This is a genomic window from Ectobacillus sp. (genome assembly GCF_056992975.1).
Window position 1 is genome coordinate 1 of record NZ_JBXKMX010000117.1, and the last position, 12,037, is coordinate 12,037.

Here is a 12,037-nt window from a genome sequence, read left to right on the forward strand (position 1 = left end):
CTCGCACGGTACGTATCCATCTTAATATCCTCATTCCGAATTTCAATATCAAGATTGTCGTCCATTTCAGGCATTACTTCAATCGATACGAAGGAAGTATGGCGACGGCCTGCAGAATCAAACGGAGAAATACGTACAAGTCTGTGAATTCCTTTTTCTGCACGTAAATAGCCGTAGGCATTATGCCCCTTAATGAGTAAGGTTACACTTTTAATACCTGCTTCGTCTCCAGGCAAGTAATCAAGCGTTTCTACTTTAAATCCTTTTTTCTCAGCCCAACGAGTATACATACGAAGCAGCATGGATCCCCAGTCCTGTGATTCAGTTCCGCCTGCACCTGGATGCAATTCCAGAATTGCATTGCTCTTATCATACGGGCCTGATAAAAGCAGTTGTAGCTCAAAGGTATTCATTTCGGCTACGAGGTCCTGTACTTCCGTCTCTAGATCATTCTTAAAATCTTCGTCATATTCTTCTTTAACTAGCTCGTACGTAAGCTCTAGATTATCATAGGTGTCACTAAGCTTCGTATACGTATTTACCATATCTCGAATTTCATTTAATTCATTAATAATCGTTTGTGCGCCGTTTTGATCATCCCAAAATGTTGGATCAGCCATTGTTTCTTCGAGCTCAGTTACGCGAGATTGCTTATGAGCGAGGTCAAAGAGACCCCCTAAAGTCAGCTAAACGCTTAGCCGTTTTTTCAAGCTCTTGTCTAATTTCAAATAATTCCATTATCGTCACTCCTATTTCGTTATAAACAATGCAAACTCCCTCCACTTTAGCAGAGAGAGTGCATGAAAGTCACATATTTTTCTACTTTATCGGGTTTTGTTTCAACCGTACACTGTTATTGCATGGCACCGTGACAGTTTTTATACTTTTTGCCGCTACCACAAGGACATGGATCATTCCGTCCCACTTGTTCACCCTTCACGACTGGTTTGCGCTTTACTTCTTCGCCTCCGCCGTCATCTACCGGATGAACCGCTTCTCCTTGAATTACTTCTTCACGTTGGAGATTGCTTTCTATTTGCGCCTTCATAATATAGCGAGAAATTTCTTCTTCAATGGAAGTAATCATCGCTTCGAACATCGCAAAGCCTTCCATTTGGTATTCACGAAGCGGGTCGATTTGTCCATATGCACGGAGGTGAATTCCTTCACGCAAGCGTTCCATTGCATCGATATGATCCATCCATTTCGTATCCACCACACGAAGTACAACAACTTTTTCGAACTCACGCATTTGTTCATCTGGAAGCTGTTGTTCCTTCTCGTTATAATGCTCGGTTACTTTAGATAGAATAAGCTCGTTCATTTCTTCTGGATCAAGGCGGCGAAGCTCTTCCTCTGTTACATCCTTTTCCTCTAAAACAGATGCTTCTAAGTAATCGATCAACTCTTTTATATTCCAATCTTCTTCTAATTCATTATTCGTATGTGCAGAGACAGCACGTTGCACAGTACCTTTCATCATTCCTTCAATAATTTCGCGAAGGTTTTCGGATTCTAGTACATCTTGGCGCTGCTTATAGATAACCTCACGCTGTTGACGTAATACATCATCATACTGAAGCAATTGCTTACGTGCATCGTAGTTATTTCCTTCCACCCGTTTTTGGGCAGATTCTACAGCGCGAGAGACCATTTTACTTTCAATTGGCTGTGAATCATCCATGCCGAGACGATCCATCATTGCTTTCATATTATCAGCACCGAACCGACGCATTAATTCATCTTCCATGGAAAGATAAAATTGCGTTACCCCTGGATCTCCTTGACGACCTGAACGTCCGCGTAGCTGATTGTCAATCCGTCTGCTTTCATGACGTTCCGTACCTATAACCGCAAGACCGCCAACATTCGTGACTCCTTCACCAAGTTTAATATCCGTACCACGACCGGCCATGTTCGTTGCAATGGTCACTGCGCCCTTTTGCCCTGCATCTGCGATAATTTCTGCTTCGCGAGCATGGTTCTTGGCATTCAAAATATTATGCTTAACACCTTTACGAATTAACATTCTAGAAATAAGCTCTGATGTTTCAATCGCTACCGTCCCGACTAGAACCGGTTGCCCATTTTGATGGCGTTCTACAATGTCATTTACGACAGCGTTGAATTTTCCTTCCATCGTTTTGAAAATTAAGTCAGGGCGATCATCACGAGCAATCGCTTGATTCGTTGGAATGACAAGAACCGTCATATTGTAGATATTACGGAATTCTTCTTCTTCCGTTTTTGCTGTACCTGTCATACCAGATAGTTTTTCATACATACGGAAGTAGTTTTGGAACGTAATCGTTGCAAGCGTCATACTTTCATTTTGAATTTCGACGCCTTCCTTCGCTTCAATGGCTTGATGCAGCCCTTCACTATAGCGACGACCTTTCATTAAACGACCCGTAAATTGGTCAACGATCACAATTTCGCCTTCTTGCACAACATAATCAATATCTAAGTGCATCACGACATGCGCACGCAAGGCTTGGTTCACATGGTGCAACAAGGTAACATGCTTTAGATCGAATAAATTATCTATGTGAAATGCTGTTTCAGCCTTGTTAATTCCCTCTTCTGTTAACATTACATTCTTTGTTTTCACATCGAACGTATAATCCGTTTCATTGCGTAAGGTACGAATAAAGGCATTCGCAAATTTATACAAATCCGCTGATTTTTGAGCTTGACCAGAAATAATAAGAGGGGTTCTTGCTTCATCAATTAAAATACTATCGACTTCATCGATTACCGCATAGTAAAGAGGACGTTGAACACGTTGTTCTTTGTAAAGTACCATATTATCACGTAAATAATCGAATCCAAGTTCATTGTTTGTACTATACGTAATATCGGCTGCGTACGCTTGTTGTTTTTCTTCCCGAGACATGCTATTTAAATTCAAGCCTACCTTCAGTCCAAGAAATTCATGAAGCTGTCCCATTTCCTTTGCATCACGCTGTGCCAAGTATTCATTGACAGTAACAACATGAACACCCTTACCTGTTAATGCATTTAAGTATACCGGTAAGGTGGAAGTTAATGTTTTCCCTTCCCCTGTTTTCATCTCAGAGATGTTCCCTTCATGGAGTGCAATTGCCCCCATAATTTGCACAGGGAATGGACGTAGTCCAAGAACACGGGTTGCAGCTTCACGAACAACTGCATAGGCTTCAGGAAGCAAGTCGTCTAACGTTTCACCTTTTTCGTAGCGCTCTTTGAATTCAGGCGTTTTCGCTTGTAATTGTTCATTCGTTAAAGCAGCCATTTGCTCACTTAACGCTTCTACCTGATCTACCGTCTTTTGCATACGGTTAATTTGGCGTTGATTCCCATCAAACACCTTTTTTAAAATACCAATCATGGCGATACGCTCCTCTTTGTATAAATATATAAAAAAATCGTCAGATACAGTTACAATCGATAGTGGAACAGACCTATGTACAATTGTAACACTCTGCATATTAATATGACAACTATCCTTCATGCACGCAAAAAGCGTAGCCTAAAGGCTACGCTCCTGTTTGGTTTTACTTTATTTTGTTTCAATTAAGCCGTATTTTCCATCACGACGTGTATACACAACGCTTGTTTCGTTTGTAGTAGCGTTCGTAAATACAAAGAAGTTATGTCCAAGCATATTCATTTGCAGGATTGCTTCCTCTGCATCCATCGGTTTTAAATCGAATCGTTTCGTACGAACTAATTCAATTTCATCTTCGGAAACTTCCAACGTTTGAACAGGTGCTGCCGTTGTTGCAAACGCTGTTTTTTCACGTATTTTACGGTTTACTTTTGTTTTATGTTTACGAATTTGTCTTTCTAATTTATCGACTACTAAATCGATAGACGCATACATATCATTATGAGTTTCTTCTGCACGAAGCATTAAGTCTGGAAATGGGATCGTAACTTCTACCCGTTGCTTGTCAGAATATACTCTCAAATTCACTTTTATTTCTGGAAATGTATCAAAGTAACGTTCAAGCTTACCTAGTTTCTTTTCTACATATTCCTTTAATGCTGGAGTTACTTCAATGTTTTCACCACGAATGCTATATTTCATAGGTGAACTCCTCCTTTCAAACTTTCAAAACTATGTACCATATATTCTGTGCAAAGAACTCGGTTTCCTTCCTAATTCGACGAAAAAATTGTAATTTTCTCATTTTTTTATCGGATTTTGTAGAAAAGAAATCGCTTTCTTTATAATTAGTTTACCCTAGATTCACATTGAAAACATACCTTAGCTGTGAATACTTTGTTACAGGATCAAAAGAAACGTATTTAGGAAGAATAAAAAAAACCTCTGACATCGTCAAAAGGTCCATAATTATTTCTTTCCTATATACGATCAGCGATTTTTAGTAAATCGTCGATTATAGCTTTGTTACATTTGCAGCTTGTGGTCCGCGAGCGCCTTCTACAATGTCAAATTTAACGGCTTGTCCTTCTTCTAACGACTTATAACCATCTTGCATAATAGCTGAAAAATGAACAAAAACGTCATCCCCGTCTTCACGTTCAATAAAACCAAAGCCTTTTTCAGAGTTAAACCATTTTACTTTTCCTTCCATTCATTCCATTCCCTTCGATCATATACTTATGGATTTCCCATAATTTGAATATAACGGATAAAAAGAGGAAAAGTCAAAGAAGTTTTATCGCCTTTTTTATTAAATATTCGACACAAAAAAAGATGTTATTTATTCTCCGGTAGACCTTACTAACGTAAGAGATGCCACCTGCAAAGCTCCCTTACTATACAGTAATTTAGCCGCTTGCCGCACCGTTGCACCGGTTGTGTAAACATCATCAATTAGGACAATTCGTTCACAAGGGAGAGTTGCTGAAGAAATGGAAAATGGAGAGGCAGACATAATCCGCTCGTATCTTGTTTTTTTACTCTGTTTTTCTGTATGCGTGCGAATGATTACATTCGTATGCACGGGCACTTGTAGCAAATTCGCCAGTACATGCGCCTGATTAAATCCTCGCTCATGGTGCCGAGCCCTACTTAGTGGTATTGGCATGACAGCATACGAGGAAAAGTGATCCTTATATGCTGCTTGAAACGGGGCAGAAAAAGCTTCTGCTAGCAAGACATCCCCGCGAAACTTAAACAGCGCCATCAGTTCCTTCATGAATTCATTGTATACATAAACGGAGCGGTTACAAGCAAGAACGTCACCATGCTCCTGCCACGTATGGCAATCTAAACATATAGTGCCGCGCTTATACACTTGATTGATTCCTTCCATCGGACGTCCACATTTCGCGCATATTTCTCCGTGAATGGGCTCAAGTTTTCCTTGGCATTCCTCACATAAAGGCACTTGATATTTCGGAAACACGAATGAGAACCAGCTATCTCCAAGACCAAGTGGACGAAAACATATGACACAATACTTCATCGTATCCATCCCATCTGCTTCGCTCGTTTATTCATCGATTGAATATGCTTTCTTGCTGCAACCATCGCCTCCGTCTTCCCGCAGTGGAAGAAACGAACATCACCAGTTGGATACTCTGCGCTCCGGCCAACTCTACCAGCAATTTGAACGAGCGCCGATTCTGTAAATATATCCTCTTCTGCTCCTAGCACCGCTACTTGTAAATTTGTCACTGTCACACCTCTTTCTAAAATTGTCGAAGTAACAAGGAGAGGAATATCGCCGTTTCGAAAGGAAGCTACCTTCTCCTTTCGGTCACGGTCTTGTGCATGAACACCTGTAATACGAGTATCTACGGTTTGTAAGCTTGTAGCTAAAGGGGCGATATACGAAATTCGAGGGACAAATAGAAAAACAGGACGGGATGCAGTGAGATGTGACATAATCCAGTTCCAAACGACTGCAGGCATCTTACCATGCTTAATCTTCCCCTTCCAGTTGCCACACCAAACAAACGTTGGTACCGGTATAGGATGTCGGTGATAGCGTGCCGGAATCATGGCAGCCTGTAGTTCCGAGCGATGAACCTGTTTTTTCATTGCTTCGCTTGGCGTTGCTGTCAAATAGATGAGCGAAGCATGATCTGCCTTTGCCATTGTTACCGCATATTGCAAGGATGCATCAACGGAATACGGAAATGCATCCACTTCATCAATAATAATCGTATCGAACGCACGGTAATAGCGAAGCAATTGATGAGTAGTCGCAATGGTAAGCGGGGATGATTTCCCAAGATCAGGGCTCCCTCCATATAGCGCTATGACAGAAAGGACGGGAAATACCTTTTGAAAGCGCGGTGCAAGTTCAAGGACAACATCTGTTCGCGGAGTAGTAATACAGACCCTGTCTCCCCGCTGCAAAGCAGCATCAATGCCTGCAAACAGGACTTCGGTTTTTCCAGCCCCGCATACGGCCCAAACGAGACGGTTTTCTCTCCTTACGATTGCATCCTTAACAGAAGTAGAAGCCAAGGATTGACCTTCCGACAAGGTTCCTTCCCACTGTAGCATGGATGACGGATACATGTTTCTACCAACAGGACCTGACCAACTTATGAGTTCAGAGCACTCACACATTCTTCCCATCCCAACGCAGTTACGGCAATAGATGCATTCCTTTTTACAACGGAAGCAAGGCGTATAGGCAAACAGATGCGGCTTTTTATTCCCGCAACGAATACATTGATACTTATTACTTTGTCGTAAGATTGCCTTCTCCATTCGCAAATGCTCCCGATTTTCCTCTACTGTTTTACGAGAAACCGAGAGTTCTGTAAACAACAACCTCCTCCCTGCAAGCATGAGCTGAAGCTCGTGCTTCATATGCATCCCTCCCTTTTTACAGGAAGTATACGGCCTTACCCATTTTTTGTAAAACGCTAAAAAAGCCGATAACTTACATAGAAATCTGTAAGCTACCGACTTTGTTTCAAGTTTTTAAAAGGTGAAAGATTAAATTTTAAAATCTACCGTATCCCAAGAAATGAGATTGGTTGTATGAATTACTTAAACTAGAAACTTCGATTCCGGCATCACCAGCATGAACCATTTGTCCGTTTCCAATGTAAATACCCATGTGAGATGGACCAGCCTTATACGTATTTTGGAAGAATACAAGATCACCAGGTTGCAAGCTGCTTCCACTAATGTGAGATACACTGCCCCAATAGCCATTTACATCTTGACGTCCTATTCCATAAACGTATGAAATAAAGCCACTGCAATCGAATCCACTAGGAGATGCACCGCCAAATACATATGGTACACCTAAATATTGCATTGCTTTTCCAACAACGCCGCCGTTAGATGCGCCAGCTGATTTAGATGATGCAACAGTTTGTGCAATTGCTGCAGGAGTAGGTTGAGGTGTTGGGTCTGCTGACGTACGTTGTAAAAATTGTGATGATTGTTCTAATGCCTGTGTTTGAGCTGCTGATAATTGCGTTTGAGAGCTTGAAATATCATTAATTAGCTTTTGGAATTTATCATTCAAATCATTCCACGTTTGTTGTTTCTTAGAACGTTCATCCGAAAGCTGGTTGTTTGTTTTTTCAAGATCAGCCATGAATGCTTGCAATTCTGCATTCTTTTTCACAATTTCTTCGCGCTGAACTTTTACTTGATCTTGATCTCGTTGCTGTGCATCCAATAAATCTTTATCAGATTGCAAAACTAGACCAACATTACTAATACGATCTAATAAATCAGCGAAACTCTTTGCGTTAACAATTACATCTGTTACCATGTTGGAAGTAGGTTGTTCTTGCATGCTCTTAAGACGATTTTTAATAATCCCTTGACGCTTTTGAATAATCTCTTCTAGTTGGTTAATTTTAATTGTTAAATCTTGAATTTGCTTTTGGGTTTCAGTAATACTGTTTTTCGTGTCTGTAAGTTTCTTTTCGTTGTCTTGAATTGAATTTTGCAAGTCTTGAATAGTTTTCTTAAGCTCGTCCATTTGCTTTTGAAGATCAGCTTGTTGTTGTTGTTGTGTATGTAAAGTAGCTTGAATTTCAGTAGCACTTGGCGCAGCATATGCATTTAAACCAGCTGTTGAAAATACCATTAAACCTGCTGCGAGAACACATGTTGCAGCTTTCACCTTTTTCATATTCCTTTTCACACCTTCCTTTTCCCCCTTAATTTATATCATAATTTTCAGTACCTTTTTTTGTTGTTACATACTTGTAAAATAAATGTAACACTATGCACAAAAACTTTGTTGAATACATACGAACTATGTAAAAATATGTAGATTTAGATAATAAAATGTATGGATTTAGCGACAATTAACCATGTTTTCAGCTTGTTAACAAAAAAAGCCAGCTTCCTTCGAATCATTCGAAGAAGCTGACTTTTTTTGCGAAAAAGAATGGTTTACACCTTGCATAAATGGGGACGTTTTACTTTTTCGTCACCCATTCATCTGCCCATTTTTGCACTTCCTGCATAACACTCTCCAGCGATTTTCCTTTTTGTGTAAGTGTATACTCAATGCGAACAGGCACTTCTGGATAGACAGTGCGAATGACAATTCCTTCGCTTTCTAATTCCTTTAAACGTTCTGATAGCATACGATCACTCATGTTGGGTATAATATCAGCTATTTCGCGAAAACGCTGGGGTCCCTGCAATAACGTTTGAATGATTAAACCTGTCCACTTCTTACTAAGAAGAGAAAACGCAGATTCAAATTTCGGGCATAACGACGGATTATTTTCCATGCTTCGTCACCTCTTCTTTATTATATTATAGTTTCTTATAAAAAGTAAGTGGTATAGATTATATTATTAACAAATTGTAAATATTACTATTAGAAAGTACCCTCATTTCGAGGAAAAATACATAAAATAATGGCGGGAATATTATTTTTTATACCATCCAAAGCCAATAGCCCCTTCTCCTAGATGGGTTCCAATGACTGCTCCAAAATAACTAAGGCTTACTTCAACATTCGGATACAATTGTTGAATTTCTTGCTTCCATTCTTTTGCTTCTTCCTCACAATTCGCGTGAATTACAACTGCCCTCATTGGTAAACCTTGACTTGCTCGTTCATGAAATAAATCCATAATACGTTTGCGCGCCTTTTTTCGTGTGCGAATTTTTTCAAACGGAATAATCACTTTATCTTGGAAATACAAGATTGGCTTTACTTGCAATAAGCTCCCAACAAATGCAGCCGCTCCGTTCAACCGTCCGCCGCGATGTAAATGATTCAAATCATCCACTATAAAGTATGCTTCAACCGACTCTTTCATTTCTTCCAAACGAGCGATAATTTCCTCAGGGGATTTCCCGCTTTTTGCCATATTAGCGGCTTCAATTGCATAAAACCCTTGTACATAACAGCTTATTTCAGAATCGAATGTGTATACCTTTGCCGATTCTATCATATCGCCGACCGTTGTTGCCGTTTGATACGTTCCGCTAATACCGCTCGATAAATGAATACTTATTATGGCATCATACTCTTTCGCTAATCCTTCAAACAATTCGATAAATGACCCGATCGCTGGCTGAGACGTTTTCGGAAGCTCTTCTTCCTCTCGCACCCTCGCATAAAATTGATCCGGCATCATGTCTACTTCTTCTTGATACGAGGCATCTCCAAATGTCACATTTAGCGGAATCATATGTATATCAAGCTGTTCCCGTTCTTGGAGCGGTATATAAGCTGTACTATCCGTGACAACCGCAATTCTCATATCAATATCATCCTTTACAAAATAGTAGTTTTTATCTTGAAACCTTTTCCTACAGCACTCTTCACGTTACAATAAAGTGAAACTTCCATCAGTGGGGGTTCTCTTCATCCCCCACTGATGGTTAGTTGAACCAATCGGGCTTTTATGGGCAGTTAGACCCCCACTTTGCCTGATTTTCTAAAGCCTTGAAATTGGGGTCTTACTGCCCGTTAATGCGGGATAAGGTGAACTTCCCATTATGTTGGGATACATAGGATCGATTCGGAACAATATTTTATTCTACCATAATACGATTCAATAAAAAAATATACTTTTTATAAATAGGAGTGTGCTATCTTTGCTACCACAATATCGCACTGTAAAAGAATATACGGAGCACGAAATTATCATACAGAAATCTCGGTTTATTTGCTATGTCAATCGTGCCCAGACAGAAGAAGAGGCACTTGCTTTCATCCAAATGATTAAAAAGAAAAACTGGAATGCAACGCACAACTGCTCCGCTTATTTAATCGGGGAAAATGATCAAATTCAAAAAGCACATGACGACGGAGAACCCTCTGGCACAGCCGGTGTACCAATGCTAGAGGTATTAAAAAAGAAACACTTAAAGGATACGGTTGTTGTAGTGACTCGCTATTTTGGAGGCATTAAATTAGGCGGAGGCGGTCTCATCCGTGCCTATGGAAAAAGCGTTAGTGAAGGAATCTCGGCCGCCGGGATTGTCAATCGGATTCTCATGCAAGTGATGAACTCCAAAATAGATTATACCCTGCTTGGAAAAGTAGAAAATGAACTACGCCAATCTCCCTATAAACTAAAGGAAATTCATTACGTAGAGGATGTTATCTTTGAAACATATGTCGAGGAAACACAGAAGCAGCAATTCAAAGAATGGATGACGGAGCTCACCAATGGGAGGGCGAGCATTGCAGAAGGGAATATGTTATATTTGGAAGAAGAGGCAGAAAATTAACATATTCAAAAAAGGAGGTATGTAAGATAGATCGTCATGAGTACTTGATGCAGCGAAAACGGATCAAACGGAGAAGACGCAGAGTCGTAATCGTGAGTCTTTTCATGCTCGTGTTTCTCTCGATCGGCTATTACGCCTTTAGCTCCTACTCCTCACTTCTACATATATATAGCGGCTTTAAACGAGATAAATCCAATCTACGCGCAGTTAATGTAGATTTGACGAAAAAACCATTTAGCGTTCTCGTAATGGGAATTGAAGACTATGCAACGAATGGAGAAAATGGCAGAACGGATTCACTCATTTTTCTCACCGTTAATCCGAATACAAAACAGGTCACGATGGTTAGCCTACCTCGTGATTCCCGCGTAACCTTAGCAGGACGTAATACGAAAGATAAATTAAATGCGGCCCATGCCTACGGCGGCGAAAAAATGGCAATTGAAACCGTCGAACAATTTCTAAACGTACCTGTTGACCATTACATCAAAATCGACTTCAAGGGATTCAAAGAAATTGTAAACGCCGTGAATGGTGTAACTGTAGATGTTCCATTCAATTTTAAAGAACGCTCCGACGTCAATTGGTATAAAGAAATCCAATTTACAAAAGGGCCGCAGCAGCTAAACGGGGAAGAAGCACTCGCCTACGTTCGCATGAGAAAGGAAGACCCAAGCGGTGACTTCGGACGCACCAAACGCCAACGCCAAATGCTAGCCGCAGTCGTAAGCAAACTTAGCTCACCTAGCTCCGTATTTAAAATCAATGATGTAGCGAAAGCAATCGGAGATAACATAAAAACGGACATCGACATAAACGACGGACTCGCCCTATACCAAAAATTCGCCGGATTCGATACATCCGCCATTTCAACCCTTACCCTTCAAGGCAAGGACGAAACCATCAATGGCACCTACTACTTCGCACCAGATTCCAAAAGTGTTAGTGACATACACAACCTACTTATGCAAAGCTTAGAGCTATGACGAAGCCTCTCACCAACTGGTTGGGAGGTTTTGTTATGGGACATGACGGGAGTTACACATAGGGAGGATGCCGCCGTTAAACTTGGTCATTCCGCCGTTATTTCTTCTGGAACCGCCGTTAAATTGGTGGAAACCGCCTTTATTTTTTCCCCTACAGTATAAATGACTGCCCATTAGGTCGAAGGCACTGAAAAAGCATGGACTTCGAAAAATAGGTGCATTGGTAACATATCTGTACGGGCATTTTGTTACTGCTCGCATCCTTTTTCCACACGTGCGAGTACAATCGGTGCTCTTTTGTGACCGCTCGCATCCTTTTTTCCACACGTGCGGGTACAATCGGAGCTCTTTTGTTACCGCTCGCATCTTTTTTCCACACGTGCGGGTACAATCGGTGCTCTTTTGTTAC

10 protein-coding genes and 1 pseudogene are annotated in these 12,037 nt (G+C 40.7%); 2 read left to right on the forward strand and 9 right to left on the reverse strand.

Annotation, left to right across the window (positions count from 1 at the left end; all coding sequences use genetic code 11):
• From AC11ZT_RS05975 to AC11ZT_RS06015, 9 genes and pseudogenes are all read right to left on the reverse strand, one after another.
• Positions 1–738 (reverse strand): annotated as a pseudogene (locus tag AC11ZT_RS05975) (PCRF domain-containing protein); the annotation flags it as partial.
• A gap of 115 nt (positions 739–853) precedes the next feature.
• Complete coding sequence (secA, locus tag AC11ZT_RS05980) at positions 854–3,370, reverse strand: preprotein translocase subunit SecA (RefSeq protein ID WP_484058727.1); 2,517 nt, start codon at positions 3,368–3,370, stop codon at positions 854–856.
• A 171-nt stretch (positions 3,371–3,541) separates the two neighbouring features.
• Positions 3,542–4,072, reverse strand: a complete 531-nt coding sequence (gene hpf / locus AC11ZT_RS05985; protein WP_484058728.1) for a ribosome hibernation-promoting factor, HPF/YfiA family — start codon at positions 4,070–4,072, stop codon at positions 3,542–3,544.
• A gap of 313 nt (positions 4,073–4,385) precedes the next feature.
• On the reverse strand, positions 4,386–4,583 hold the full coding sequence (gene cspD, locus AC11ZT_RS05990; protein WP_379970486.1) for a cold-shock protein CspD: 198 nt from the start codon (positions 4,581–4,583) through the stop codon (positions 4,386–4,388).
• 129 nt (positions 4,584–4,712) lie between these two features.
• Positions 4,713–5,420 (reverse strand): ComF family protein, encoded by a 708-nt coding sequence (locus AC11ZT_RS05995; protein WP_484058729.1) that lies wholly within the window; start codon positions 5,418–5,420, stop codon positions 4,713–4,715.
• Positions 5,417–6,781 (reverse strand): ATP-dependent helicase ComFA, encoded by a 1,365-nt coding sequence (locus AC11ZT_RS06000; RefSeq protein ID WP_484058730.1) that lies wholly within the window; start codon positions 6,779–6,781, stop codon positions 5,417–5,419. Before AC11ZT_RS06000 ends, AC11ZT_RS05995 begins: the two co-directional genes overlap by 4 nt.
• 136 nt (positions 6,782–6,917) lie before the next feature.
• Positions 6,918–8,069: a C40 family peptidase gene (locus AC11ZT_RS06005; RefSeq protein ID WP_484058731.1), complete on the reverse strand. Its 1,152-nt coding sequence runs from the start codon at positions 8,067–8,069 to the stop codon at positions 6,918–6,920.
• Between the two features lie 292 nt (positions 8,070–8,361).
• Positions 8,362–8,682 carry a winged helix-turn-helix transcriptional regulator gene (locus AC11ZT_RS06010; protein WP_379970490.1) on the reverse strand — a complete coding sequence of 107 codons (321 nt, stop codon included), beginning with the start codon at positions 8,680–8,682 and terminating at the stop codon, positions 8,362–8,364.
• A 141-nt stretch (positions 8,683–8,823) separates the two neighbouring features.
• On the reverse strand, positions 8,824–9,666 hold the full coding sequence (locus AC11ZT_RS06015; protein ID WP_484058732.1) for a DegV family protein: 843 nt from the start codon (positions 9,664–9,666) through the stop codon (positions 8,824–8,826).
• A gap of 337 nt (positions 9,667–10,003) precedes the next feature.
• Between AC11ZT_RS06015 and AC11ZT_RS06020 the strand changes: the two genes are divergently transcribed.
• Complete coding sequence (locus tag AC11ZT_RS06020) at positions 10,004–10,642, forward strand: YigZ family protein (protein ID WP_484058733.1); 639 nt, start codon at positions 10,004–10,006, stop codon at positions 10,640–10,642.
• 47 nt (positions 10,643–10,689) lie between these two features.
• Entirely contained in the window at positions 10,690–11,628 is a 939-nt protein-coding gene (locus tag AC11ZT_RS06025) for an LCP family protein (protein ID WP_484058734.1), read from the forward strand.
• Positions 11,629–12,037 lie beyond the last annotated feature (409 nt).

What these genes read in the sequence shown, in the direction of transcription:
- secA (WP_484058727.1), bottom strand. Translation starts at nt 3,370, where the DNA reads ATGATTGGTATTTTAAAAAAGGTGTTTGATGGGAATCAACGCCAAATT.
- hpf (WP_484058728.1), bottom strand. Translation starts at nt 4,072, where the DNA reads ATGAAATATAGCATTCGTGGTGAAAACATTGAAGTAACTCCAGCATTA.
- cspD (WP_379970486.1), bottom strand. Translation starts at nt 4,583, where the DNA reads ATGGAAGGAAAAGTAAAATGGTTTAACTCTGAAAAAGGCTTTGGTTTT.
- AC11ZT_RS05995 (WP_484058729.1), bottom strand. Translation starts at nt 5,420, where the DNA reads ATGAAGTATTGTGTCATATGTTTTCGTCCACTTGGTCTTGGAGATAGC.
- AC11ZT_RS06000 (WP_484058730.1), bottom strand. Translation starts at nt 6,781, where the DNA reads ATGAAGCACGAGCTTCAGCTCATGCTTGCAGGGAGGAGGTTGTTGTTT.
- AC11ZT_RS06005 (WP_484058731.1), bottom strand. Translation starts at nt 8,069, where the DNA reads ATGAAAAAGGTGAAAGCTGCAACATGTGTTCTCGCAGCAGGTTTAATG.
- AC11ZT_RS06010 (WP_379970490.1), bottom strand. Translation starts at nt 8,682, where the DNA reads ATGGAAAATAATCCGTCGTTATGCCCGAAATTTGAATCTGCGTTTTCT.
- AC11ZT_RS06015 (WP_484058732.1), bottom strand. Translation starts at nt 9,666, where the DNA reads ATGAGAATTGCGGTTGTCACGGATAGTACAGCTTATATACCGCTCCAA.
- AC11ZT_RS06025 (WP_484058734.1), top strand. Translation starts at nt 10,690, where the DNA reads ATGCAGCGAAAACGGATCAAACGGAGAAGACGCAGAGTCGTAATCGTG.